Here is a 26,098-nt window from a genome sequence, read left to right on the forward strand (position 1 = left end):
GTTTGATTGGGTTAATAACCTCTCGCTCCGCCATCTTCACTGGAAGAATCAGAAGCGCCGGTGTATAGTTTTGTAGATGCATCGTAAGTGATGCCCATCAGTACTCCGATATTAGAAGTCGGCATAAGCGTATGTCCCATTTTTTCTAACGCTTCTCTAGTGTCTGGAGAGAGCAGATTATATTCATACAAAATTCGATCTGGAAGCCACTGATGATGGATTTTCATTGCTTCAATTGCTCTATCCACTCGCATTTCATAGGCTAGCACATTCAGTACTGTCTGAAAAACGGTGTTGATAATTGTTCTTCCTCCAGGGCTTCCGATTACCAAATAGGGCTTGCCGTCTTTTGCAACAATCGTAGGAGTCATGCTGGAAAGCATGCGTTTTCCGGGAGCGACTAGATTTGGATTAGAACCAATTTGTCCGGTGGTAGTCGTTTCGCCAGGCACGGGATTGAAGTCACCCATTTCATTATTGAAGATGAAGCCAAGTTTGGAAGAACCCATTTTCACTCCATAGGAATTTTCCAAGGTATAGGTCATGGAAATGGCATTTCCGTCTTTGTCCACCACAGAAAAATGAGTGGTATTCTCTCCTCCATAGGGATGACCATATTGAGATGGATCAGAGATAGACGCTTTAGTCATATCTAGGTTTTCAAAGCGTGCTTTGGCATATTCCTTTGAAAGCAATCTTTCCAAAGGCATATCCAGATTAAAATCAGGATCTCCTAAAAACTCAGCCCGATCTGCAAATGCTCTTCTCATCGCCTCAGCTACCAAATGCACATAAGCGGTTGAGTTGAATTCCACTTCCGAGATATTAGCTTCCTCCATCAGATTCATCATCTCGATCAGCGCCACTCCACCCGAACTCGGAGGCGGCATGGAATAAATGTCATAGCCGTTGAATGTTCCTTTCACAGGCTCACGCTCCACAGCTTCATATTTCTCCAAATCAGCTTTGGTGATAATACCCCCATTGGCTTTCATGTAATCTTCGATCTCCTGAGCGACCCAGCCTTTGTAGAAACCATCTCTGCCATGTTTCTGGATTTCTAGGAGTGTTTTTGCCAAAGCAGGCTGCTTCCAAGTCTCTCCCGGCTTTACGATTTCTCCATTTTCTCCTCGGAAATAATCCTTCATGATGTCTTCCGAAGGATCCCTGTCACTTACTCTCACAGCAGCGTTATACAAACCCCAAGACATGGTAAATCCTTTTTTGGCTAGTTCTACAGATGGTTTCACCAAATCAGCCCAAGGCAATTTTCCGTATTTCTGATGTGCTTGATAGAGTCCTGCAACGGTTCCCGGAACGCCTACAGCAAGCAAGCCTCGGTGATTTGAGTTGTCTTTGATCTTTCCATTTTCATCGAGAAACATGGTTGGACTGGCTGCCAAAGGGGCTTTTTCACGAAAATCAAATGTGGTCACTTCGCCGGCAGAATTCAGAAAAACGATAAATCCACCTCCTCCAATATTTCCAGCCTCAGGGTGAGTTACTTCCAAAGCGAAGGCAGTTGCGACTGCTGCGTCGATAGCATTTCCACCCTTTTTCAAAATATCTACACCGACTTGAGATGCAATGACATGGTCAGAGACGACCATCCCATTTTCAGCATAGGTTTGGGCTTGGATGTCACTTGTAAAAAATAAAAGAAGGAAGGAGTAGCCTACAGCTACCTTTTTAATAAAGTTAGTTTTCATCAAGTATAAAGGTTGGTAAAGTGTGGTTTGAGTAAAAATAAGAGAAAATACTAGATCATTGGTAAGAGTTCTGATAAGTGGAAAAATGGAAGTTATTTCTATTCATATCCTTATTATTTAACCTCCAGACGGTGATTCACTGTTAATCTGAAAATATCCCGATTATAATAGCCACCTAATTGACGTTGATTAATCCATTTTTGATAGGTGAGGTCCATGTTTAATGCTGACGAAAAAGTAAAATTCACTCCGGCTATTAACCTGTTCTGGTCAAATGTATAATTCACTGTTCCCCCAGCCTGCACCATCAGCTCATCGCCTGCAATTACTTTCAAGAGTTGATTTTCTTTGATCTTCCAAATGGCGTAAGAGGCCATAATGCGATAGCGAAATCTAAAACTTCCGATAAAGTAGCCGTCTGCCAATTCCGAAGCTTCTAAATTCAGATGGTGAAAATACCGGGCTTCTGCTCGGTAACGATGATCAATTGTTAGTTTATTTAGCTTTTGCCTATATGCCATTTCTAGATGAGGCCGTAACTCAGGCTCTATGAGGTCAAGCTCGGAATAGGGATTGTTTGGACTTTGGAAAAAGCCTGCAAAACCAGCAGAGGCTTCCCACCCACTTTCTCCTAATTTGCGATGAATGTGAGCTCTGAGTGACCATTGATGCTGAACCAAAGGATGAACAAAATGCCTTTCCTGCACCTCAGCTATTATAGACCATTTTTCACCAATCGGAACTGTGAAAAAATATCCGTACCAGATTAGTTGCTGATGGATGACATCCTTCTGAGCCAAGGTTAGTTTTGGCCAAAAACTCAGGATTACGAAAATAGAGGAAAATGCAACTGCTTTCAATAGAGCAAATTAAGCTGCAATCTTAAGCTAAATCCTAGTAATTTAATAGGGTAATAGAAAATATATATTTGTTGAAAAAAATCAGTATCAACGATCTCTCTTACGGGGTTTTGACTTTCATGAGTAAACCTATATTTTTTCAAACTTATCCACAGTCAAATCGGATTTGACATCACCTGTGTGCTTGGTATTTTGAGGCTCAAAAAGAAAGATCCAAGCTTCCTCCTCAGCAACTGGTCTGTGTTCTACTCCACGCGGAACGACGAGCATTTCCCCTTCGTTCAGAGTGACGCTTTCTCCTTCAAACTCAATTTTTAATGAGCCTTTCACTATTAGAAAAAGCTCGTCCTCATCGGTATGATTATGCCAGACAAATTCACCTTTCACTTTCGCCAGTTTCACATCCTGACCGTTTAGCTCACCAATGATCTTGGGAGTCCACAGCTCCTTAATCAAGCCAAATTTCTCGTTAATATTTACTTTTTTCATAATTCTGATTTTACTTGACGCATTTTACCTCATAGCACTTTCTAACAAGTCTATTCATAGTATTTTCTCTGTCAGCCACATCGATCACCTGCCACCCGACACCCCGCCTTCTCATCCAAACTTCATCCTCTGAATCCGTATAGCATTCAAAATTGCCAGCAAAGCCACGCCAACATCAGCAAAGACTGCTGCCCACATCGTCGCTATACCTAAGGCCCCTAGAATTAACACCAACAGTTTTATTCCAAAGGCAAACCCGATATTCTGCCAGACGATCTTCTTGGTCTTTTTCCCAATAGAAATCGCCATTGGAATTTTACTTGGCCTATCATCTTGAATCACCACATCAGCAGTTTCTATAGTCGCATCAGATCCTAGACCACCCATGGCAATTCCAACATCAGAAATCGCAACAACGGGAGCATCATTTACGCCATCACCCACGAAGGCTACAGTCCCTTTTTGAGCTTTGATTTCTTTGACTTTTTGCACTTTATCTTCAGGAAGCAATTCACCAAATGCATTGGGAATACCCAGTTTATCCGCGACAAATTTCACCACGTTGCTTTTATCTCCGCTCAGCATCGTGATCCCTACATTCATGGATTTCAACAGATCTATGGTGTGCTGAGCATCGGATTTTATACTATCCGCGATGGATAGATAGCCCACAAATTTTCCATCATAAGCTATAGCTACCAAAGTGAAAACAATCCCTGAAGGATCGATGGAATAAGGAATCGAATACTTATCCATCAGTTTAAAATTCCCAACAAGCAGTTCTTTTCCATCTATATGGGCTTTCAAGCCATGACCGGAAATTTCCTCCACATCAGCTAAAATGATTTCCGAGTCAATCTCACCCACATGTTTTTTAATGGCTGTTGCTATAGGGTGGGTACTTTTGTATTCCAAAGCATTTACAAAACCCAAGATTTTAGAATTCTCAAATTCCGGCTGAAGATGGACTTCCTGAACTTCAAAAACGCCCGCTGTCATCGTACCAGTCTTGTCCATCACGACATTTTTGATCTCAGCGATGCTATCAAGAAAATTACTTCCCTTGAATAAAATGCCATTTTTACTCGCTGCTCCGATTCCTCCAAAATACCCCAACGGAATACTGATCACCAACCCACATGGACAGGAAATCACCAAGAAAATCAGTGCCCGATACAGCCAATCACTGAATTCGTAATTGTCCACAAAGAGGAAGGGGAGAAAGCAAATTCCTATTGCTAGATAGACCACAACAGGTGTGTAGATTTTTGCGAATTTTCGGATGAAAAGCTCTGTAGGAGCCTTTTGAGCAGTTGCATTTTGCACCAATTCCAAAATTCGCGAAAGCTTACTATCTGTATAGGCCGTTGTAACTTTCACCTGAGAAACGGTATTCAAATTCACCATTCCGGCTAATACCTCCGCGCCTTTTTCTTTGGAATCAGGCTTGCTTTCTCCAGTTAGTGCGGAGGTGTTAAATGAAGCTTTCTCAGAAAGTAGCTCGCCGTCTAAGCCAAGCTTTTCTCCAACTTTCAATTGAATGATATCCCCGATTTTTGCGGTGGCAGCTTTGATCGTTTTGGTAGAATTTCCTTCCAAAATCGTCACTTCATCTGGTCGTTGATCAAGTAGCGTCTTGATATTCGTCTTTGCCCTCGTAACTGCCATAGCCTGAAAAACCTCGCCAACGGAATAAAACAACATCACTGCTACCCCCTCAGGATACTCACCGATCGCAAAGGCCCCAACCGTTGCAATTCCCATCAGCAGGAATTCTGAGAAAATATCACCTTTCAGTATACTTCCCCACGCTTCTTTCAAAACTGGTAATCCAACAGGCAAATAGGCTACTAAATACCAGCCAAAGCGAATCCACCCTTGGAACCAATTCTGTGGAAAAATATGATCGAATCCGAGTCCAATCGTCATCACCACAAATGAAAAAATTGCAGGTGCAAAAAATCTTAGCAGGCTTTCTTCTTTTGAAATAGAATGGTCGTGATCATGTCCGCTATCATGCGAATGCTCTTCATTATTTACTTTTTCATCTACTGCGCAGCAATCATTCTCCAACTGGCTTTTTTGATTTTTGCTTGTCATAAAGCTGCTTTAATTTTTCTTCATCAAGTTCATCACCACATCTACTGGCAACTGCTCGACTTTGTGGCCTTGGATTCCTGTCATCGTTTCGGCTGCAAACAGGGAATTTATAATGGCTTCCTCTGTAGCCTCAATCACACCTAAAAAGAGGGAAGTCATGTCATCATTTCTTACGAAATCATCGGTTTCCAACGTTCCCGATTTAGCTGAATAGGGAATTCGAAGTCCCTCTGCCGTACTAAATGCAATCACATAATCACCAGATCCATTTGACGCGATGCCTCCTGTTTTGGCAAGACCCATGATGGCGCGTTTAGCCATTCTCTCCAAGTTACGCTCCAGCACGGGAGCGTCAGTTGCCACCACGATCATGCAGCTACCGTCAGATTTTTCCATCGCATCACGAAAGGGATACCTTCCCATTTCTTCTCCCACGGCGACTCCATCGATCTGAAGATTTCCTCCGAAATTTGTCTGTACCAAAACCCCGATTGTGTAGCCTCCCAAACTTTCGGGAAGTTTTCGTGAGGCAGTTCCGATTCCACCTTTCCAGCCAAAGCAAACTGTACCAGTTCCTGCGCCTACATTTCCTTCAGTGACTTTGCCACGTTCTGCCGATTTGATCGTTTGGATGACTTCTTCTGGAGAAATATGCATTCCGCGGATATCATTGAGATAGCCATCATTCGTTTCACCGACCACAGCATTCACTGATTGGGCATTTTCATTTTGTTCTAAAGAATAACGAACCGCACCTTCTATTCCAGCGGCCACACTGAGTGTATTAGTCAAAATAATGGGAGTCTCAATATTTCCCAATTCCTGCACTTGTGTAACGCCAGCCAATTTTCCAAAGCCATTTCCCACATAAATAGCTGCTGGGACTTTCTGCTGAAAGAGATTTCCTCCGTGTGGCAAAATGGCGGTTACTCCAGTGCGAATATTGTCTCCTTCTATTTTGGTGAAATGCCCCACTTTCACGCCGGGAACGTCAGTAATTGCATTGAGCGAACCCGTCGGAAGTACTCCGAAAATGATTCCTTTTTCACGTGGTCTTTCCTGAGAAAATGCTGCTGAGGTAGATAAAAGTAGGATTGTGATTAAGTAGTTGAGGTGCTTCATAGCTGGGAGTTTCCCGAATTTAAACTTTATGCATTGAAGGAAAAATTACTTGGTCCACCAATGCAAATAATTAAGAGCTTTTTGATTTGAGAACAGTTATTTCTTACCTATTTGTCCGGAATAATGGGAATGCACAGTGCATCTTATAAATTAGCATTCTGCTCAGAAGAAAATGATGAATGCCTACTTCTACTTTGCTCAGTTGGACAGCGGTTGTACTCTCAGATTATTTGTCGGAGGTGGAAGTCTTATTTTGGAGCAAGTTTGGGAGAATAAAACAACTTAGCGCCCTTCGCGCAAAACCCCGCGCCTTCTTTGCAGTTAAATAATTCAACATGCTCAAAAAAGAACGATACGAAGCCATTATCAATCACTTTCGGGAAAATATGCCCATTGCTGAAACAGAACTTCAGTATGAAAATCCTTTCCAACTCCTGTGTGCAGTGGTACTTTCGGCGCAATGCACAGACAAGCGGATCAACATGGTGACGCCAGCTTTATTTGAAAAATTCCCTGAACCTGAGTTTTTGGCCGCTTCCAATTTTGATGAACTTTTCCCCTACATCAAAACCGTTTCTTATCCGAATAATAAGACTAAGCATCTTTTAGGCTTAGGCAAAATGCTGGTGGAAGACTTTGGAGGTGAGGTTCCTTCGACCGTTCCTGAGTTGATCAAACTTCCTGGTGTGGGTAGAAAAACAGCAAATGTCATTACCTCGGTCGTCTGGAATCAGCCAAATATGGCTGTCGATACGCATGTTTTTAGAGTTTCGAAAAGGCTGGGTTTAGTCTCGCAAACAGCCAAAACTCCTTTGGAAGTAGAAAAACAACTAATCCGCCACATCCCTAAAGAGTTTGTGCATATCGCACATCATTGGCTGATTCTGCATGGGAGATACGTGTGTTTGGCTCGAAGGCCAAAATGTGAAGAATGCACGCTGACCCATTTGTGTAAGTATTTTGAGAAAAATCAGGGCAAAATCACTAAAGTAGAATCTGATAATTAATGTGTGGAATCCATCTGATCTGGGGAAAAGGCGCAAATGAAGAAGCTATTAATAGCATGCTTCAGCAAAGTCAGCATCGTGGTCCAGATCAGCAAGCAAGCTTAAGTCCATGGCCTGGACTTTGGATAGGCGTAAGTCGCCTGAAAATTCTACATACTGGAGTGGAAGCAGACCAGCCATTTTGGGCTCCAGATGGAGCTTCCCTATTGATTTGGAATGGTGAACTATACAATTATAAAGCCTTAAAAAATATCCTTGAGAAGATGGGAATCATCTTCATTACAAAATCAGACACTGAGGTAGTTTTGCATGTACTTCGAGTTTTTGGTACGAAAGGAGTGGAGCAACTTCAAGGTATGTTTGTTTTGATTTTTGTGGATTTAAGAGATAAATCTCTGATTGTCGCAAGAGATGGAAATGGTGAAAAACCACTTTATTATGCTCAAAATCCAGATACTCTTATCCTTTCTTCAGAATGCAGAAGTATTCAAAAATTAAAGTCCTCGAAGGTCGATTCAAAGCATTTTGAAAACTATTTCTACCTGAGAGCACCTCATTTGGGCAATACTTTTTTCAAAGGAATCCATGAATGGAAACCTGAGCGATACAGTAAAATTTTAAGTCACTCAGCATTTCGGTGGGATAAAATCTCCATCAAAGCAAAACCATCTGCTGAACCAATTTTTGACTCCTTCAAAACCACGCTAAAGGAAGTCGTTTTGAATCAATTTCGAGCGGATGTCCCTGTGGGAGTGCAGCTCAGCGGAGGAGCCGATAGTTCGCTTCTCTACGCGATTTGGTATAAGGAAACGGGAATTCCCTTACCTACTTACACCATTCAAACAGAGGAAAAATATCGAAAGAAATATGCGGATGGAGTTGCAGCAAAACGTTTCACGGAAAAATACCCTTCCTTTAACCATCAAATTACTATCAATCAAAAAACATTCTGGGAAAACTGGGAAGAATACCTGAAAAGTGTGGATATACCTATTGGGGATTCAGCAGGATTTTTGACTTGGATGATCGGGAGAGAAGCGAGAAAATCTGTTAAAGTATTGATTTCGGGCGCTGGAGCTGACGAACTTTGGGGAGGATATCAGCGACATAAGGCATTTGATATTTACCAAAAACATAAAGAGTTACTCCTAAGATTTCAGGGAATTTTGGGAAATATACCTCTGGGTAGAAGTTACCAAAAGTTCATTTCAGCAATCGACCCAAGTCCTCAAAAGACCTTTCTTAATTTCAGTGGATTGGAAAACCTACCAGATGATTTGGCTGAAGATCATTCCAGAATTTTTAATAAAAACCTCCCGGAGTACACTCAAATGTTGGATTTTGACCGACAAGTTTACCTAGTCCAAGATGTGCTGAAGATTCAGGACAACGCCTTGATGGCACATAGCATAGAAGGAAGAAGTCCTTACTTAGACGCTTCAATGTTAGCGTTGTGGAAGAATGTAAAAAACGAGAATTCGTTAAAAGGCAAGCCTTGGATCAAGCAATATTTAAATGAGTTGGAACTCAACTGGATTTCTGAGCGTAATAAAATGGGTTTTGGGTTGCCTTTGAATGAATGGTTTGCAGAAAATGGAGAATTTGCCAGCCGCGTTTTCAATTCGATTACAGCCTTTGAAAAATCTCACGGAGAATATTTCCCTGCAAGTATGACAGAGATTTCTTCCAGGCCTGAGCTTTTCGTGAAGCAACATTTTTTAATACTCTATAACCTGTTTCTTCTTGCAGAATGGGTGAAATTGCACAAGCTATGAGGATCATTTACATCCATCAGTATTTCAAAACGCCGCAAGAAGGCGGAGCTGTGCGTTCATTTCACCTGGCAAAGGGCCTAGTAGATGCAGGACACGAAGTGGAAATGATCACTGGTGGAGGGCAAAAAGGATATGATCAGCGATGGATAGAAGGGATTAAAGTTCACTATTTACCCGTTGGTTACGATCAGAAATTTGGATTTATTAAAAGAGTCTGGTCTTTTTTAAGCTATGTCAGGCAAGCTAAGAAACTAATAAAAAAGCTTCCTCGGCCTGATTTGATGTATGCTACTTCCACTCCTTTGACTACCGGATTGCTCGGACTTTGGGCAAAAAAAAAGTTGGCGATCCCATATATTTTTGAAGTTAGAGACCTCTGGCCGCAGGCTCCCATAGAAGTTGGGGCGATCAGTAATCCTATCTTAAAAAAGAGCTTAGTTTCCCTAGAGAAGAAAATCTACCAGCAAGCTATGAGTCTAGTTGCCCTTTCTCCCGGAATAGCGGCTCACCTTCGGAAAGTTACCCCGGCAAAACAGATTCACTTGATTCCAAATTTCTCAGACTTGGACAGGTTTTATCCAATGGAGAAAAGAAAGGAGATTCTTGATGAGTTTGGGTTAACCACTAGCCTTACTATTGCTTATACTGGGGCTTTGGGAAAAGTAAATGCAGTAGAAGAGCTCTTGAATCTAGCTGAATTGGCTCAAAATCGAGGGAAAAACTGGCATTTTCTGATTATGGGTGAGGGCAGTCATGAAGCTCAATTGAGAAAAATAGCATTGGATAAATCTCTTGTAAGGATTCGTTTTATTCCCTTTGGCTCCAAAGAAAAGGTAAATGAAGTCTTGAGTTTGGCAGATTTAGCCTGGATTTCTTTCGCGCATTTGCCTGTTTTGAAAACGAACAGTCCTAATAAATTTTTTGACGCTTTGGCAGCAGGCAAAGCAATTTTGGTTAACCATAAAGGTTGGGTGTTTGATTTGATGAAGACGCATCATCTAGGAATTAATTGCCTTCCATCTAAGATTGAGTCAGCTTTTGCGAAGCTCGAAAGCCTGGAAAGGAATCCAAAAGAATTGGAAAAAATGGGGGCCAGCTCGCGGAGGCTGGCAGAGCAACATTTCACCAAAGAACTGGCTATTGCTCACTTGATAAAAGTGATATTACCTGGAAAGAACGAAAACTCATCTGATGAAGATTATATCATTTTGACAGGTTAGCCCCATTTTTTTACAGGAATGCCTATCCTTCTTGAGAGGTCTATTACGAGTTTTTTGCTTCAAAAAATCGTTATTACTAGTTGATAACTAAATTGATCTGATAGTTTTGGAAAAAAATATAAACTTTATTTAAACCTTTTGGAATTGCGTTGGTTAAGAATACTCAACAGTTTGAAAAAAATGTAAAATATTGATTTCTATCTGTTTGAGTCAACTAGTTGATGCTAACATCAACAGTTCAAGAAATTAAATTAGTACGATAATATAGGATAGGGTTTATTGGTGAAAAACGAGTCTAATTTTAGACTCGTTTTTTTGTTTCAGGGGGAATTGAAACTCTATTCATTTGGCTTTCTAGGTCTGTACCCCGATTCTCTAAAAATTTTTTCTGCATCAGGCTCCGCCATCAATACATCGAGTGGAACATCTTGGTTGAACTGGAAATCATCTACGATATTCCATCCTAACCATCTTCCCAATCTGCCAGGAGCTTTGGTGCTTATAGCATCGGTAAATGGCGCTTCCCCTATATATTTCCTGATTTCAAATGGATTAGTCTCATATAGTAATTCATTTTCCACAAAGTGAGACCATATCAATTCCTCATTATCAAAACTCTCAGAAATTGCCTCAGGTGTGTACCCGATGATGTATTGATCCGAGGTACAAGGCAAAATGGCTTTTGTGAAATGATAGGTTTTACCATAGTAAATCATCTCGGCTAGCAATCTATTATCCTGAGGATTAGTTACGTTAAACCTAGCCGAAATCGCCATGACTATCATCGGTACTATGTATGGCCGATCGTAGCGCTCGGCCATATAGCGTGGTAATTCTGGCTGGAAAGTATGGGTAGGAGGTAAGAAGTAGTCCAATCCTATGACAATCAAGTCATCGGTCACCACCAAGTCAGAATTAAATCCTGAGGTAAAAGTATAAACCTTTGGAATTTGAAATTGAGGAAAATAATATTTGATTGCTTTGAATGCATTTTCAAGATCTTTTTCCACATCAGAAAAATCGCTGAATACCACTTCTACTGAATCATAAAGAACTCGCATGGAAGAATCCTGATGTATGGCTAGTAGCTCGGCAGCCAAGGTGTCTGCACTTGGATATAGATCCATTTGTAAATACTCTCTCGTGAATTCTGGATTCTCCTCAAATAAATACTTGAATTCATCAATTGATTTGGCTTTGAAAAAGTCCTGCTCTAATCGAACAATATTTACAGTTAGGTCTTGGTCTAAGATCTCAGATGAAAGTTCGCAGCTTTCTTCCTTTTTGCCGCAGGCAAAAGCAATTATCAGTAAAAGGAATAAGTATGGATATGATTTGCTGGAAATTTGCATCAATAATTTTTATCAAAACTAAGAATAGAAACGCTAAATAGACTTAACGATATGTTTTCAATACTATTACCCTCTTACGGCTTTCAAAATAACATCATAAACATCTGTGGGCTGAATTGTATCAGAATCCACTAAACTTGAGTCTTGAGAAACCAACAGAGGTTTGTCAAGGTCATCTTCGCTCAATCTTCCATGGGCACCTTTTACCAAAGTTGCATCTAGAGGAATCACGTCCATCAAGTAACGGAAACCAAGCTTTTTCTTTAGCACTTTTGACCCTACAGTCAGCATAGGAATTTTGATATCAGGATTCAAAATAAGCTCTACCGGATCGTATCCTGGTTTTTTGTGGATATCCACGCAGCGTGCATAATCTGGTGCTTTGGCATCATCCAGCCAGAAATAGTAGGTAAACCAAGAATCTTTATCTGCCATTACCACCAGATCACCAGATCGCTCGTGGTCTAGGTGGTGCTTCTTTTTCCCTTCCTCGTCCAATACTAATTCAACCCCTGGAGTTTCCTCTAGGAGTTTTTTCACTTGTGGTAAAATAGCTGGGTCATTCACATGCACATGTGCTACCTGATGATCTGCTACTGCAAAAACTTTGGACGTTCCGGCATCTAATGTTTCCAATCCCCGTTCATCTTTCACCTGAATCCAACCTTGATTTCTAAAAATTCTATTTAAATGAATCGGCTTGCTCACGGTTGTGATCGCATATTCAGATAGCAATATCACCTGAGTCCCTTGTGATTCGAAATGAGTAATCAAGTCCTCACAGAGCTCATCCACCTCTTTTAGGTACTTGCCTATTTTGTCAAAATCGATTCCATACTTCTGAAGCGAGTAATCCAAATGAGGAATATAAATGAGGTTTAAAGTTGGATTATGCCACTCGTCTACCTTTTTTGACGCCTCTGCAATCCACTTACTCGAAGCGATGTTTGCATTTGGACCCCAAAAAGAAAACAACGGAAATTGACCCAATTCTTTTTGTAGTCGATCCCTTAACTCCATGGGTTGGCTGTGGCAGTCTGGTTCCTTTCGGCCGTCAGCAAGATAAAGTGGTCTTGGCGTGACCGCATAATCCGCACTGGAGTACATATTGTACCACCAAAACATGTTGGCCACAGTAAATTCAGGATTTTCCTTCTTTAGTGTTTCCCAGATTTTCGGTGATTGTACCAGCTTGTTGGATTGGCGCCAAAATTTGATTTCACATTCATCTTGGAAGTACCAACCATTTCCTACAATCCCGTTTTCAGTCGGCCACTTTCCTGTCAAATAAACTGACTGAGCTGAGCATGTCACAGCTGGTAAAACAGGCTCTACTACTGCACGTTTTCCTTTTTCTATCCATTTTTTCAGGAATGGAGTATGCTCTCCAATTACTCGAGGAGAAAGTGCTACTATATCTAAGACAACTGTCTTTTTCATTTTAATTCAATTTTTTGATTACCCAAGCCAGCTCCCTGGAGATTGATTCGCCTAGGCTCAAGCGGGTGTCCTCCGGTAATACTTCCCAAGTATAGGTCTCAACTTCGAGATGATTTGTCAAGGATGGATTTTTTAAAATTTCATTGAGTACAATTGAAATTTGATCCTGTGTGGAGGCTAGAGCACCATAATTATCCAAAAAGACAGGCACATGAAAATGTATCCTCCATTCTTCCTCATCCGTCTCATTTAATATTTTAAGTGCTTCTGGTAAGTCGGAATAGGATTTCAAACTTCCATCCTTTGTTCTTGCCACAACCTGGTGGAGATAAGTTGATTCCTCAAAAGGCAATAATTTCAACTTGACAATATCTCTAGTCTCAGGTTGAGTAGGAATCAAAGCTTTAAGGGCTGCTGAAATTTGAATCTTTCCGATTTTTATCCCTGCCTTTTCAAATTTTGCAAAAGTGTCAGCGGGCTTTTCATAGACTATCGCAAAGTGGCAAACATCGTAGCAAACCTGAATGTGCTCTTTCAAAACTTCTTCGGCCTCTTCTTGAGAAATGTTTAATTTCTTAGCAAGCCATGGTTTTCCAATTGGTAGTAACCAATCTGAAAACAACCAAATCATCTCATCCGAATTCTCCAGTATTCCGTCGGGTTCTGGCTCAATGTCTAGGTGCAAGGACTTCCCAGTTTGTTTTTTGATATCGGCGAGCTCCCCAACTACTTCTAACAAGTGTCTCGTGGCAGTTTCCATTCCGACATTTAGGTCTGAATCGGATTTGAACCAATGTCTATAGGAAACCGGGGAAGTTGAGATTCCCCCATCCATACCTTCGGGTAATAGTTGTGCTAAAATTTTAAAAGATCTGATGGTGTAGTCACGCCGTTCGACGGTGGTCCAATCGGGAAAGTGTACCTTATCTTTTACAGTTGTTCTATGGAAATCACCATATGGGAATCCGTTTAATGTAAAAACATAAGCATTTTCAGATTGCAGCCAATTCCTGAATTCACTCAGTTGATTAGCTTTTTCAAGTATAAGGCTTGCTTCATGAGAAAGTCTTAATCCAATGCCAAAGGGCTTATCTACGCTTAACCGATTTTTTACCTCAGGAATATATTTCTTTAGGTTTTCAAATGTCGCTTCCCAGCTTTCTCCGGGATGAATATTGCTGCAGTAACTGAGTTGAAACCCTTTGATTTCCATGAATAAGGTGATTTTATACTGAATTAACTAGTAACCAAATTCTGCTTTTGGTTATAACTTTTAAGTAAATCTATAGCCTGATGGATTAGCTGATGATCCATTTCATGCACTTCCTCTCCTTTGCCCAATGCCTTCAAAAGCATGATGGTGAGCTGACCTCCCAAATGCTCTTGGAATTCCTTCAAGCCTTTGATAAGGTTTTCTCCGCCTAATTCAGGAGCAAAAAGATCAAACCCCAAGGTCTTAAATGCTGCAATAATCCTAAGGAGATCATCCTCGGAAATCCACCCTTTCAAAAAAGAATAAGTTGAATCTAATGCTATTCCTATTGCCACAGCTTCACCATGGCGAATTCGGAAGTCACTCAAATGCTCTAATTTATGTGCTGCCCAGTGTCCGAAATCAAGAGGTCTGGAAGAACCGAATTCAAAAGGATCTTTGCCAGAAATATGATCCAAATGCATTTGTGCACAGCGTATAATTAACTCCTGCATTGGAGCCATTTCTCTGTCTGCCAAAGCTGTGGAATTATCTTCTATCCAAGTGAAAAAGCTCAAGTCTTTAATTAAAGCCACTTTTATCGCCTCAGAAATTCCAGATCTCCAATCTCTATCGTCGAGAGTTTTCAGGAAATTGAAATCATTTAAAACTGCATAAGGCGGTGTAAAAGTCCCTAAGTAATTCTTTTTGCCAAATACATTCACAGAGTTTTTAACGCCTACAGCTGAGTCATTTTGCGAAAGAACAGTAGTAGGGATACGGATCAGACGAATCCCACGGTGCGAAATCGCAGCAGCGAAACCCACCATATCAATCACAGCACCACCACCTATCACGGCGATGTATGAATGCCTATCTATGCCGTACAAATGAGTTGCTTCAACGATTTCCTTATAAATGGCTTCGTCATTTTTAGAGGCTTCTCCACCTACTACGACAATAGGATCGGTTGCCATTGTAAATGACTCCGAATGAGCTTCTGAATAGGTTTTCAGTTGGTTTAGCAAATTTGGGTGAGCTTCCGCAACCCCATTATCCACTACAAATAGGACTTTGGATTTTCTTTCTTTCGAAAGTATATCAACAAATAATCTATTCTCAGGAGCAAAAATTTCCTCTGAAAAACAGACTTGATAGTTGAAGGGTACTGAAAATGATTGTTCGATAATCGTATTCATAATCAACAGGGTATAGGCTTAAGCTGCTTGCTGGAATTAATACAATTCCAAGCCCTTTTTAGTTCTTTGTTAGGTTACTGCGAATTTCTTGGCTAGCCAAAGAGAAATAGGCAGCAACAATAACACAATTATTCCAATCTGCCATCCTGCGAAAGCCGAAGCTATGGAGGCATTGACAATAATTAGGGAAATAACGGCAGCTTTGACTGATTTGCCAATAAGTTTTGGGTCTTGGCTACGAATAGCTTTGATCAATGGTGGGAAAATCATGTAGCAAAGAAGAGCTAAAAAAGGGATTACTTCAAAAATCGGGGTACCATGCATGATCGGCATTGCAGCAATGACCAATATCACAAGTAGATACATGGACAATCCACCAAAGAGCGCATTCCTGTTTTTTCCATGAACCTCGCCACGACTGATCATTGTAATAGCTGCCACAAAGATTAAAGGAATCAATCCCAATGGCCAAAATGAGGATAATAAGCTTGGTGCTATACTGACACCTAAAAGCAAATTACCAGAACGACAAAGCCCCATGTTTACAGGCCCAATCAGATTTTGATGTTTTCCCCAATAATCATACAGTACTGCAAGAATGGCAACCGCTAACGCTATGGCAGCTGAAATCAGATTTACCTGTGCTGCAGCTATTACTCCAACAACAAGAAGTATAAAAGACATCCACGCAGCTCCAGACTTAGATACTCTTCCACTAGGAATTGGTCTTTCTGGCCTCTCAACAGCATCAAGTTCGGCATCAAAGACATCATTGAATGCCACCCCTCCAGCATACAATCCAATTGTACTCAATGAAAGCCAGGCTAGTTTGAAAAGAATTTCATTACCTAAAATGCTTCCGTCGAAAGAGATAAATGCCCAAGCGCCAGCCACGGCTATTCCAGCCCAAATATCTGCAATGGCAGTTACAACATTTGCAGGACGGGTGAGCTGCAGGTAAGCGAAAATGCGGGAAGAACCCATAATTAATTCTCTACAAAATCAGAAGAACCTTCCACTCTTGGTGTTTGTCCACCACGAAGTACGGAATTGCCACTCATCTTTTTGGTTTGGTCCAATGGCGCAGCATTTAACCAATCCTGCTCATCCATTTGTCCACTTTGTCCAAAAGCAGTCAAGGCATTTTGATACGTTACGAGTTTGATGTGCTCTTCAGGAATCCCGGATTTGCGCATCAGGTCAGCTGTTTTCGGGACAGCCAAAGGATCCGAAATACCCCAATCCGCAGCGGAATTGACGATTATTCGCTCAGGACCGTATTGCTTCACGATTTCAACCATTCGCTCAGAACCCATTTTGGTGTGTGGATAAATAGTAAATCCAGCATAGTAGCCTCGGTCTAAAACTTCTTTTACAGTCTCCTCATTGTTATGATCCACAATTACCATTTTAGGATCCAACCCATGCTCCTCGGAGACATCCATACTTCGAATAGTACCTTTTCTCTTGTCTCTATGTGGTGTGTGGATAAGTACAGGCAAGTCCACTTCTTTTGCTAGCTCTAACTGAAGTCGGTAGAACTTATCTTCCGCTTCAGTCTGATCATCATACCCGATTTCTCCGATGGCAACCACTCCTTCTTTTCCTACATAAAGAGGTAGCAATTCCATCACCTGCTCAGCCAATGGTTCATTATTTGCCTCCTTTGAATTGAGACCCATCGTGCAATAATGTACTATTCCAAATTGACTCGCACGGAATCGCTCCCAACCAACGAGTGTACTGAAGTAATCTTTGAAACTCCCTACTTCTGTTCTTGGCTGTCCTAGCCAAAATGCAGGCTCAATGACGGCAACTATACCAGCTTTTTGCATGGCCTCATAGTCATCAGTTGTGCGGGATACGACGTGGATATGTGGATCTATATACATGGTTATTTATTTTAAATTTGGGGAATGTAAAATTAGTGATTAAACGCGAGTTCGCTGAAACTCCGAGCCAATCCTTTCCCAAGCCAAAGCATCCATATCAAGAGTAGCTACTTGATCGGGGTATGTTTCTAAAAGTTCTTTTCCTGGTAAATAGGCAGATTCTCGAAGGGTCAGGAGAGCCGCTAATACTTGAGGCTCATCTTTGGTTGCTAATGTTTTCTTCAGATCCTCCAAGTACATTTCATTCATAAAAGGGGCGACTAAGCGCCAAATCTCGGGCATCACGTCTCTTCCAGCAGCCCAGCGCTCATGGGCAAAATCCCGTGCGATAGCAGCCAAAGCTGGATTTCTTCTTTCCTCCAATCCTTGTATTCTATACAAGGGCCGCTGCATAAATATGGCTTTGAGTACCATTTGATTCCAATTGGCTTCTGGGAAATACTGTGCAGGAAATGGGTTGTTTAAAGCAATTGCATCAAACACCAGAGAGATATTGGTTCGTAATCCATCAATAGCTCTAGGAATCAAATCCTTCTGAAAAGGCATCAATGGCAAAGCTGCGAAAAGTGCTTGGTGCTCATGCATGTCCGCCGTTTCAAAGAGCTGATTCATTGCTGCAAACCAAGCTTCTTTTTCCTGTGGATAACTTAGCATCAAGACTGTCCTTGCTGTTTGTAGTTCATCCCAATGTTGAGGCTGAAATCCTGAAACGAACTCATTTGCACTCTCTAACTTTTCTTTTGTTAGGTTTAGTTTCTCTTTTTTAAAGAACCTGGATGCTTGGCTGAAAGCAAGAAAAAACTTCGATGGGGCCCCTTCAGTGTTTATCTTTTCGACTTGTTTATTCAGCCATTCCAGTCCCTTCTGATTAGTTGATGTATCAAGTAATTGGGTGAGATAGCTTGTTAATTGATTTTCCATAATTAAGAGTTGCCGTTTAGGGCTCAGCGTCAACTTTGCTTTATTTTTCTAAAATACGCCGAAATCTACCAGAATATCCAGTTAGATAATGCTCAGCGGTTGGAAAAAGTGCCCTACCTGACAAAAATCACTTTCTTGAGAAATCAAACTTCAGATATTTTCTTTTTCCCTAACTTGCTGGCCTTTTGAAACAGGATTTGCCTCTTTACAAGTACTGCGAGGCATAATTCTTTACTTATTCATCCTCAATTTCTATTTGGAATGAGTTTTATTTTCTTGATTAATAATTCTTTATGACTACTAGTACCATCCTGCTTTCTATCTGCGGAATAGGCTGGATCATCACCTATATAGAAGCATTGAGGGTTGGCCATAGAGACAAGTCCTACGGTATTCCTTTTATAGCACTAGGACTTAATTTTACTTGGGAGCTTTACTACACTCTTCCTGGCTATTTTGAGTTTGGTACTCATGTGTCGAGCTTTTTCAATGCCTTCTGGCTACTGCTGGACTGTGGGATTCTGTATATGTATTTCAACTATGGAATCAAGGAAGTTTCTACCAAAAAAAGCACTTTTTACATTCAGGCGATTGTGTATTTAATAGGTTGCATGATTTTGCAACACTTCGTTTTTCAATGGGTTGGAATAGTACTTGGAGCCCTTTATATGGGATTTTTGCAGTGTATTCTTATGTCTATTCTGTTCATACGCATGTATTATCGCAGACCTGGCTTACAGGGACAATCTTTGATACTTGCGATTGCAAAATTTGTTGGGACGCTTCCACTGACCATTTTATTTGGGATAATTGGATCAAAAAGAGGAGGTGGTGTCCATGAGCCTATTCTCTACATTGGATCTGTTATTTTTATCTTGGATGTGATTTATATCTATCTAGTTGCCAAAAGATCAATGAGTCTTAAGCTATCAACTCTTAAAAAATAGAGCTTAGTATTTTACTTTTTCAGGTTGCTCTAATGATTCTATTTTTTAATGGTTATAGGGATCACTTTTGCTCTCAACTGTTCCTTTGGTGCTTTTTCCCTTCGAAATACGAGAGAATTGCAAAGCCGCTTTAAACTTCAAAGCATTCCGATAATCCTATTTCCAATTGTGATTTAGGCATATTAAGCTATTTTACTATCAGTAATTATTTTGGCTCTTTTGGGTCAAGAAAAATTAGATACAGAATAAATGGATGACTATAAAGAAGATAGCCTAACGCTGAAAGGAGCAGTAGCTCTGGGTACTGGAGTGATGATCGGGGCTGGAATTTTTGCGCTTTTGGGTCAGGTAGCGGAACTTTCAGGAACTTGGTTTCCCTATATTTTTATCGTTGGAGCAATTATTTCAGGTTTCAGCTCCTACTCTTACATCAAAGTTTCCAATGCTTACCCTTCGGCAGGTGGGATCGCTATGATTTTAACGAAAGCCTATGGAAAAACTACCATCACCGCAGCAGCTTCCGTGCTGATGGCACTTTCTATGGTGATCAATGAGAGTTTGGTTGCGCGAACTTTTGGGTCCTACACGCTACAGCTTTTTGACGTGGAAAAAGATTCTATTTGGGTGCCTGGTTTGGGAGTTGCGCTCTTGATCCTTGCCTATATTATCAATGTGGCTGGAAATAAGGTAATCGGGAAGACTTCCCAATTCATGGCATTTGTTAAAATAGTAGGTATTCTGATATTTGCTCTAGGTGGACTCTGGGCAGCTCAATTTACCACTAGTGATCTTGTTCCTGAATCTACCAATACAGAGAATTATTCTGTAGCTAGTTTCATAGGAGCTATGGCACTTTCCATATTGGCTTATAAAGGATTTACCACCATCACGAATAGTGGAGGAGAAATTACGAAGCCTCATAAAAATGTAGGGCGCTCCATCGTTATTTCCTTAATCATCTGTACTGTAGTTTACTTTCTGGTTGCTACTGCAGTAAACTCAAGACTAAGCATTTCTGAAATTGTTAGCGCAAAAGACTATTCTTTGGCAGAAGCTGCAAGACCGGCTTTTGGAGACTATGGACTTTATTTCACAGTTGGAATAGCAATCGTTGCGACCATTTCAGGTGTAATTGCTAGTATTTTTGCAGTGTCACGTATGACAGCCATGCTCACAGATATGGAGCTTATTCCGCATAGTCATTTCGGTATGTCGGGAAGCGTTCAAAAGCACATGCTACTTTATATTGTCGTCATTGCAATAGTATTAACCATCTTCTTTGACCTCTCCCGCATCGCTTCCATGGGAGCAATTTTCTATCTGGTGATGGACATGATCATTCATTGGGGAGTTTTCAAGCACTTGAGAAAAGATGTAAAGGCCAATGGAGTTATTTTGATATCCGCTTTATTGCTCGACTTAATCGTACTGACCGCCTTCGTTTGGATCAAGGCCAGTTCCGATCTGTTTGTTGTCATTGTCTCAGCAATCGGAGTGGTCATAGTCTTTGCCGGAGAGAAATGGTTTTTGCATTGGAAAAAGAGTGAGTAAGGTATTGCCTTCTGCAGTTATCATTTTGGAAAAAGAGGAAAAAAATAGAGCTAATGATACAATTTGTAAACCCAGGAGAATTGATCGCCTTTAAACGCTTATCACCCCCCAATCGCAATCATACTTCGATTATCTGAATGAAGAGTTGGGTCTGATAACTTCTCCAAACTATCCATGCCTGCACGCACCGCTTTTTTCTTTAAGATAGATTCCAAAATCAAGTTTTCCACATTTTCACCAGCTCGCATGGCAGATAATAAGTCTGTTTCCTGATTTGAAAAAAGGCAATTTTTGATGCGGCCATTCGCCGTTAGTCGGATGCGATTGCAGGTTCCACAGAACGGATTAGTCACAGAAGAGATAATTCCGAAATCGCCTTGGTAGCCGGAGATCTTGAATTTACGAGCTGTGAAATTGGTCTCATGAGGAAGAGCAGAAATCTGCTCTGCACCAAAGTGGGAACCTAATTGGCTAAGTACTTCCTTCTCTGAAACCATCTTTGACCTGTCCCATCGATTTCCATCGAAAGGCATAAATTCTATAAACCGCACTGAGACGTTGTAGTCCTTTGTAAGATTGACCAGATCAACCAACTCGTCATCATTGGTTCCTTTTACCAACACGGTATTGATCTTAAGGTTAAAACCTTCTTCATGCAATAGCCGGAAATTGTCAAGAGTTTTTTCAAAACCTGTTCTTCTCGTAATCTCAAAAAATCGACCTTCTCTCAAAGTATCCAAACTGAAATTGATGTTTTTGACACCTAACTTTTTGAAGTTATCCACATGCCTATCAATCAGCAATCCATTGGTAGTGAGTGAAAGATCAACAGGAAGCTTAGAAAGGCCATCTAAAATCTCATTGATGTCTTTTCGAAGTAGTGGTTCCCCGCCAGTTAAACGAATCTTATCCACACCCAAGCCGACGAAAATTCTGGCAAATTCAAGTATCTCTTCAGCACTCATCAATGAGGCTTTGGGACTAAGTGGAATGCCATCAGCAGGCATGCAATATTTGCAGCGCAAATTGCACTTCTCTATCAGGGAGATTCGCAGGTAATTGTGAGTTCTCCCAAAAGTATCCTTCAACTCATTTATATTACTCGCTTGGCTCATGATTGGCTCCTTTCAATATTCTAAATACATGCAGCAAATGCGGGAAAACCGCATCCATTGATTCCTTTGCGCCATTTGTAGATCCTGGCAAAGCCAATACTATGCTGTCTCCAATAGTTCCTGCCACGGACCTGGAAAGCATCGCAAATGGCATAGTCTTCTGTCCATAACTTCGGATCGCTTCTTCTACCCCTGGAATTCTACGTTCCAAAATCGGCTCCAAAGCTTCTGGTGTAACGTCTCTTTGGGAGAGTCCAGTTCCTCCTGTGAAAATAACCAATTGATTCTTCTCTACCAGTTCAAAAGTTCGCGCGCGGATCAGTTCCAACTCATCAGGAATTACCTCATAAGAAGTCACATTCACGCCATGTGATTTCAACTTATCCACAATCACTTTCCCTGCTTTATCTTCTTTGATTCCTTTGGAAATTGAGTCAGAGCAAACCACGACAGTAGCTTGAATTTCTCTAGGGTTCTTCTCTTTGAAACTGGATTTACCGCCTGTCTTCTGCACCAAACCAACTTCTCGAATCGTAATTCCCTTATCAATAGGTTTCAGCATGTCGTACATCGTCAGCGCGATCACTGAGGCTCCATGCATGGCTTCTACTTCCACACCGGTTTTATATACCGTTTTCACAGTGATGTAAATCCTTATTTCAAGGCCGTCAATTTCATATTCTACAGCAGTGTATTCCACAGGAAGTGGATGGCAATCTGGAATGGTGATATGCGTATTTTTTACTGCGAAAAGGCCGGCAACTTTGGCCATTTCGAAGACATTTCCTTTTGGCACTCTGTTTTCCACTACAGCCGCGATAGTATCAGCTGAACTGACATGTACAATCGCCTGAGCTTTTGCCGTACGAAGTGTGGTGACTTTATGTGTGATATCTACCATTTTTACTTTTAATCTCAACTAGTGTTAGGCTAAATAAAGATTCTTTGAGTGTAAGTCCGAGCAGAGTCGGGGACTGTAATTTTACTTGTTTTAAATAGGCTTTGATCCTGTTCAGCTGTCGGGACGCTCTGCCCGACACTAGACTCCTTCGCTACCAATCTATCTATTCTCTTTTCAGATTTCAGCCTTTAGCTTTCTGAATTTCTCAACTATTTACTTTCCATTGATGATCCGCATTGTCTAAGATTTCCTTGCCGAAGATTGGAACATGCTCTTTCACTTGATTCACAAGCCATTCTGTGGCTTCATAAACCTGCTTCCTTCTTGGTGAGGAAACAAAGACGAAAATGCAAATCTCTCCGACTTTCACTTCACCCAAACTATGATAAATGTGGAGGCAAGTCAAATTGAATTTCTCGAAAGCAGCTTCACGGATTTCATGTAATTTTTCATTTGCCATCTCCTCATAACTCGTGTATTCTATGGCCACCACTTTTTGATCGCCTACCTCATCCGCACGAACCTGTCCAAGGAAAATATTATGTGCGCCGATGCTATGCTTGCCTTGATGCTTTGCAATGGAATCAGCTATAAATTCAGGAGAAATCGCTCCTTCAAGAAATACTTTTTTCATAATCAATCAATTTCAAAATATCTTTTGCCCCACCTCTTACTGCTTTTACATCTGTGAAGCCAGCCTTTATCAACATTCTACCTGCTTGAATCGCTCTTCCTCCAGCCTGACAAAACAATGTAATTTCATTCTCCTTATTTAATTCTGCAAGTCGGGCTTCCATTTCAGACAAAGGGATTTTACTGCAAAAACTGGAGGGAATTTCGGGTTCCTCACCGATTTCACGAACGTCTATTAAAATGCCTTTTTGTAATAAAACCAATTCAGGATTAATCAATTCCACTCTTTCAACAGCAGTTTTCACTGATGCTTCATTTGGCTGATCTGCTAACTGGAAGATCTGCTGGTCGTTGGTAAGCATGTTATAAACCAGGATTTTGCCAGAAAGCACCTCACCAATTCCGAGAATTATTTTCAACGCTTCATTGGCTTGAATCATTCCTATCATCCCTACCGTAGTTCCTAACACGCCAGCTTCAGCACAGTTCAAAACTACCTTGTCTTCCCTTGGAAAAAGACTGAGGTAGGAAGGGCCTCCATTATAATTGAAAACCGAAACCTGTCCTTGAAATCTGAAAATCGACCCATAAATCATAGGTTTTTTCATGCGAGAACAGGCATCGTCTAAAGTATAGCGAACCTCAATTGTATCCGTGGCATCGATGATCAATTCATACGAGTCAATCAAGTTATCCACATTTTTATTTGACAAAAACTCAGGCATGATTTCGATCTTTGTAGACGAATTCATTTGCTGAAGTGCCTTCTGAGCCGATTCTACTTTCAGCGAACCAATAGAATTCTCATGATATAAAACTTGGCGGTGAAGATTGCTTTCCTCTACACGATCTCCATCCACTATCCCGATTCTCCCTACTCCTGCGGAAACCAAATAAGGCAAAACGGCACAGCCCAAACCACCAGCACCCACGACAAGCACACTACTTGATTTTAGCTTTTGCTGTCCGGAAGTTCCGATACCCGGAAGGATGATTTGTCGCTGGTATCTTTCCATTTTATCCTCCTGCAAATGGTGGAAGAAGTGCTACTTCGTCTGAATCTGAAATATTCAGTGCTTGCTGCTTTGAGACAATTTTTCTGTTGACAGCTACCTGAAAAGGGAATTGCGCAATGGCATATTTTGAATCCAACAGGTCAAGCAACTCAGACAAACTCATGGACTTTTTATCCAAAGTTTCAGAATTGCTTTGTGCTGCTTCTGCGATATTTCCAAAATAGTTTACTGTAATCATAGCTTCAAGTTAATACAGATCATTCGTATTAATTACTAAACGGCAAGGTATTCAGGTTTTGGAAAATAAATTCATCTTCCAAAATCCAATCTTCTTTCAGTTGCTTTTTGACTCTTGCCAGATGCACTACCTCGCCAATCACAATAACGGCAGGTGCAGCTATTCGTTGGTTCTCGCTGATTTCTACGATATTTTGAATGGTTCCGACCACTTCTTTTTGCTCCGATTTGGTGCCATCTTGGATGATGGCTATTGGTAAATCCTGTTTGCCAAAAGAAGCATAAATCGCAGCTATTTCCCTCAGCTTGCTCATTCCCATAAGTACAACCACTGTTGCGGAAGATTGAGCAGCCAAGGTCAAATCTTTTGAAAGCTCCCGATTACTCGTGGTTCCAGTGATCACCCAGAAGCTTTCGGCTACTCCTCGCGCAGTCACAGGAATTCCCACGGATGCAGGAACGGCAACGCTGGAAGAAATTCCAGGAATCACTTCCACTTCTATTCCATGTGCCAACGCAAAGTTTTCTTCCTCTTTTCCTCTTCCAAAAACAAATGGATCTCCACCTTTCACTCGGACTACATGTCCAAAGTCACTTGCATAATTCACGATGAGCTCATTGATCTCCTCCTGCGTATGGCTGTGATTACCTTTTCTCTTTCCTACAAATACCAACAATGCGCGATTGGCATGCTTTAGAATTTCCTCATTAACCAGAGAGTCATATAAAACAACATCCGCCTCATTTAGTGCTTTCACTGCCTTCAAAGTGAGCAGCTCTGGGTCTCCAGGTCCAGCACCTATTAGAGTGAGTTTTGGTGATTTTCCAGTGATAGTTTTCATTGTTCAAGTTGGATTAAAGACTGCAGTTCGGCCTTGCTATTGATATTTTGGACAAGCGATTTTTGTTCAGCAGTGATCATGATTTTTTGATTCGAGATCATATTCACCAATGGGCAAAGCTTTAATTTATCCGCCGAAATCGCTTCAGCGAAAGTTTCAAGTGCTGTTTTTTTATAAACGGCTATAAGAGGGTAATCATTTTTTCCATCACTAAAAAGGGTGACCGAAGCATCTTGCGCTGATTCCTCAACCAAGGTTTGGAGAAGTGGAGCCGTAATCTTCGGAACATCGCAGCTAAGAATCAGATTTTTCTCTGTCTTACTAAACTTCAATGCAGTATAAATGCCACCTACAGGGCCTTTTTCAGGGTAAATGTCCTCGATCATCGGCAATCCAACCAAGCTATAATCTCCATTGCTGGTCACCAAAATAATATTGGAGGTGATGGGAATAATCGCTTCAATTATCCAGCGGATAAATGGTTTACCTTTGTAGTTTACCAAACCTTTCTCGGTTTGCATGCGGACACTTTTGCCGCCGCAAAGAATAAAAGCCGTAATATCTTGTGGAATTTCCAT

24 protein-coding genes are annotated in these 26,098 nt (G+C 41.1%); 5 read left to right on the plus strand and 19 right to left on the minus strand.

Annotation, left to right across the window (positions count from 1 at the left end):
• Window positions 1-11: 11 nt before the first annotated feature.
• From ggt to LV83_RS01885, 5 genes are all read right to left on the minus strand, one after another.
• Window positions 12-1,709 (minus strand): gamma-glutamyltransferase, encoded by a 1,698-nt coding sequence (gene ggt, locus LV83_RS01865; RefSeq protein ID WP_111609814.1) that lies wholly within the window; start codon window positions 1,707-1,709, stop codon window positions 12-14.
• Between the two features lie 113 nt (window positions 1,710-1,822).
• Window positions 1,823-2,569, minus strand: a complete 747-nt coding sequence (locus LV83_RS01870) for a DUF2490 domain-containing protein (protein WP_111609815.1) — start codon at window positions 2,567-2,569, stop codon at window positions 1,823-1,825.
• Window positions 2,570-2,698: 129 nt separating this feature from the next.
• Window positions 2,699-3,058 carry a cupin domain-containing protein gene (locus LV83_RS01875; RefSeq protein WP_111609816.1) on the minus strand — a complete coding sequence of 120 codons (360 nt, stop codon included), beginning with the start codon at window positions 3,056-3,058 and terminating at the stop codon, window positions 2,699-2,701.
• A 111-nt stretch (window positions 3,059-3,169) separates the two neighbouring features.
• Complete coding sequence (locus tag LV83_RS01880) at window positions 3,170-5,158, minus strand: heavy metal translocating P-type ATPase (RefSeq protein WP_111609817.1); 1,989 nt, start codon at window positions 5,156-5,158, stop codon at window positions 3,170-3,172.
• 9 nt (window positions 5,159-5,167) lie between these two features.
• Window positions 5,168-6,280, minus strand: a complete 1,113-nt coding sequence (locus LV83_RS01885) for a DmpA family aminopeptidase (RefSeq protein ID WP_111609818.1) — start codon at window positions 6,278-6,280, stop codon at window positions 5,168-5,170.
• A gap of 335 nt (window positions 6,281-6,615) precedes the next feature.
• Here LV83_RS01885 and nth point away from each other — a divergent pair, with 335 nt between their 5' ends.
• Genes nth through LV83_RS01900 form a run of 3 tightly spaced genes read left to right on the plus strand, consistent with a single transcriptional unit; the run spans window position 6,616 to window position 10,282 of the window.
• The gene (gene nth, locus LV83_RS01890; RefSeq protein WP_111609819.1) at window positions 6,616-7,287 is read left to right on the plus strand and encodes an endonuclease III; all 672 of its coding nucleotides are present in this window, start codon (window positions 6,616-6,618) and stop codon (window positions 7,285-7,287) included.
• Window positions 7,287-9,062 (plus strand): asparagine synthase (glutamine-hydrolyzing), encoded by a 1,776-nt coding sequence (gene asnB, locus LV83_RS01895; protein WP_111609820.1) that lies wholly within the window; start codon window positions 7,287-7,289, stop codon window positions 9,060-9,062. Before nth ends, asnB begins: the two co-directional genes overlap by 1 nt.
• Window positions 9,059-10,282: a glycosyltransferase family 4 protein gene (locus LV83_RS01900; protein WP_111610105.1), complete on the plus strand. Its 1,224-nt coding sequence runs from the start codon at window positions 9,059-9,061 to the stop codon at window positions 10,280-10,282. The genes asnB and LV83_RS01900 overlap by 4 nt, the downstream gene beginning before the upstream one ends.
• Before the next feature lie 338 nt (window positions 10,283-10,620).
• Here the strand turns inward: LV83_RS01900 and gldB are convergent, their stop codons facing one another.
• From gldB to LV83_RS01935, 7 genes are all read right to left on the minus strand, one after another.
• Window positions 10,621-11,634, minus strand: a complete 1,014-nt coding sequence (gldB, locus tag LV83_RS01905; protein ID WP_111609821.1) for a gliding motility lipoprotein GldB — start codon at window positions 11,632-11,634, stop codon at window positions 10,621-10,623.
• A 66-nt stretch (window positions 11,635-11,700) separates the two neighbouring features.
• The gene (locus tag LV83_RS01910; RefSeq protein ID WP_111609822.1) at window positions 11,701-13,074 is read right to left on the minus strand and encodes an alkaline phosphatase family protein; all 1,374 of its coding nucleotides are present in this window, start codon (window positions 13,072-13,074) and stop codon (window positions 11,701-11,703) included.
• A 1-nt stretch (window position 13,075) separates the two neighbouring features.
• Window positions 13,076-14,287, minus strand: a complete 1,212-nt coding sequence (gene eboE / locus LV83_RS01915) for a metabolite traffic protein EboE (protein ID WP_111609823.1) — start codon at window positions 14,285-14,287, stop codon at window positions 13,076-13,078.
• A gap of 23 nt (window positions 14,288-14,310) precedes the next feature.
• Window positions 14,311-15,465: a 3-dehydroquinate synthase gene (locus tag LV83_RS01920; RefSeq protein ID WP_211320442.1), complete on the minus strand. Its 1,155-nt coding sequence runs from the start codon at window positions 15,463-15,465 to the stop codon at window positions 14,311-14,313.
• A gap of 69 nt (window positions 15,466-15,534) precedes the next feature.
• On the minus strand, window positions 15,535-16,449 hold the full coding sequence (gene eboC, locus LV83_RS01925) for a UbiA-like protein EboC (protein WP_111609824.1): 915 nt from the start codon (window positions 16,447-16,449) through the stop codon (window positions 15,535-15,537).
• A gap of 2 nt (window positions 16,450-16,451) precedes the next feature.
• A complete protein-coding gene (locus tag LV83_RS01930; protein ID WP_211320443.1) occupies window positions 16,452-17,357 on the minus strand; it encodes a TatD family hydrolase in 906 nt (301 codons plus the stop codon).
• 39 nt (window positions 17,358-17,396) lie between these two features.
• Window positions 17,397-18,278 carry an EboA domain-containing protein gene (locus LV83_RS01935; protein WP_111609826.1) on the minus strand — a complete coding sequence of 294 codons (882 nt, stop codon included), beginning with the start codon at window positions 18,276-18,278 and terminating at the stop codon, window positions 17,397-17,399.
• Between the two features lie 293 nt (window positions 18,279-18,571).
• Between LV83_RS01935 and LV83_RS01945 the strand changes: the two genes are divergently transcribed.
• Together LV83_RS01945 and LV83_RS01950 are read left to right on the plus strand one after the other, a co-directional pair.
• Window positions 18,572-19,225: a transmembrane-type terpene cyclase gene (locus LV83_RS01945; RefSeq protein WP_111609828.1), complete on the plus strand. Its 654-nt coding sequence runs from the start codon at window positions 18,572-18,574 to the stop codon at window positions 19,223-19,225.
• A 249-nt stretch (window positions 19,226-19,474) separates the two neighbouring features.
• Entirely contained in the window at window positions 19,475-20,776 is a 1,302-nt protein-coding gene (locus LV83_RS01950) for an APC family permease (protein WP_111609829.1), read from the plus strand.
• 101 nt (window positions 20,777-20,877) lie between these two features.
• Here the strand turns inward: LV83_RS01950 and moaA are convergent, their stop codons facing one another.
• From moaA to mobA, 7 genes are all read right to left on the minus strand, one after another.
• Window positions 20,878-21,891 carry a GTP 3',8-cyclase MoaA gene (moaA, locus tag LV83_RS01955; RefSeq protein ID WP_111609830.1) on the minus strand — a complete coding sequence of 338 codons (1,014 nt, stop codon included), beginning with the start codon at window positions 21,889-21,891 and terminating at the stop codon, window positions 20,878-20,880.
• Window positions 21,875-22,792, minus strand: coding sequence for a bifunctional molybdenum cofactor biosynthesis protein MoaC/MoaB (moaCB, locus tag LV83_RS01960; RefSeq protein WP_111609831.1), 918 nt, complete (start codon window positions 22,790-22,792; stop codon window positions 21,875-21,877). Before moaCB ends, moaA begins: the two co-directional genes overlap by 17 nt.
• Window positions 22,793-22,997: 205 nt before the next feature.
• Window positions 22,998-23,426 carry a molybdenum cofactor biosynthesis protein MoaE gene (locus LV83_RS01965; RefSeq protein ID WP_111609832.1) on the minus strand — a complete coding sequence of 143 codons (429 nt, stop codon included), beginning with the start codon at window positions 23,424-23,426 and terminating at the stop codon, window positions 22,998-23,000.
• The gene (moeB, locus tag LV83_RS01970; RefSeq protein ID WP_111609833.1) at window positions 23,407-24,441 is read right to left on the minus strand and encodes a HesA/MoeB/ThiF family protein; all 1,035 of its coding nucleotides are present in this window, start codon (window positions 24,439-24,441) and stop codon (window positions 23,407-23,409) included. The genes LV83_RS01965 and moeB overlap by 20 nt, the downstream gene beginning before the upstream one ends.
• A 1-nt stretch (window position 24,442) precedes the next feature.
• Window positions 24,443-24,679, minus strand: coding sequence for a MoaD/ThiS family protein (locus LV83_RS01975; RefSeq protein WP_111609834.1), 237 nt, complete (start codon window positions 24,677-24,679; stop codon window positions 24,443-24,445).
• 28 nt (window positions 24,680-24,707) lie between these two features.
• Window positions 24,708-25,520, minus strand: coding sequence for a uroporphyrinogen-III C-methyltransferase (gene cobA, locus LV83_RS01980; RefSeq protein WP_111609835.1), 813 nt, complete (start codon window positions 25,518-25,520; stop codon window positions 24,708-24,710).
• Window positions 25,517-26,098: a molybdenum cofactor guanylyltransferase gene (gene mobA, locus LV83_RS01985; protein WP_111609836.1), complete on the minus strand. Its 582-nt coding sequence runs from the start codon at window positions 26,096-26,098 to the stop codon at window positions 25,517-25,519. The genes cobA and mobA overlap by 4 nt, the downstream gene beginning before the upstream one ends.

Origin of the sequence: Algoriphagus yeomjeoni, from assembly GCF_003259505.1 — a bacterium.
GTDB classification, from domain to species: domain Bacteria; phylum Bacteroidota; class Bacteroidia; order Cytophagales; family Cyclobacteriaceae; genus Algoriphagus; species Algoriphagus yeomjeoni.